This is a genomic window from Winogradskyella ouciana (assembly GCF_009709615.1).
GTDB lineage: Bacteria > Bacteroidota > Bacteroidia > Flavobacteriales > Flavobacteriaceae > Winogradskyella > Winogradskyella ouciana.
Genome location: NZ_WJYA01000337.1, coordinates 1 through 230, shown reverse-complemented (window position 1 = coordinate 230; position 230 = coordinate 1). Strand labels below are relative to the sequence as shown.

Here is a 230-nt window from a genome sequence, read left to right as displayed (position 1 = left end):
TGTAGATGACAACTATTTAAATGCAGAAGGAATCGAAGAAATTGAAGCCGTTGCGATGGCCGGTGGCGGTGTAAGTCAAATCGTTTATGCAAAACAACTCGCAAAAACCGTTCAAATGGTTACGAGAAAAGCTATGACACAGACCATTCACGGTGTCGTGAACAAAGAGCTTCAGCAAATACTCGGGAAAAACCAGGAGATGAAAGATCTCCCTCCTGAAAAAAGAGGAC

At 43.0% G+C, this 230-nt stretch carries 1 protein-coding gene; it reads left to right on the top strand.

Translation table 11 applies throughout. From position 1 onward, the window contains the following. A partial coding sequence (locus tag F1003_RS16770) for a hypothetical protein (RefSeq protein ID WP_235898448.1) occupies positions 1-230 on the top strand: 230 nt, incomplete at both ends.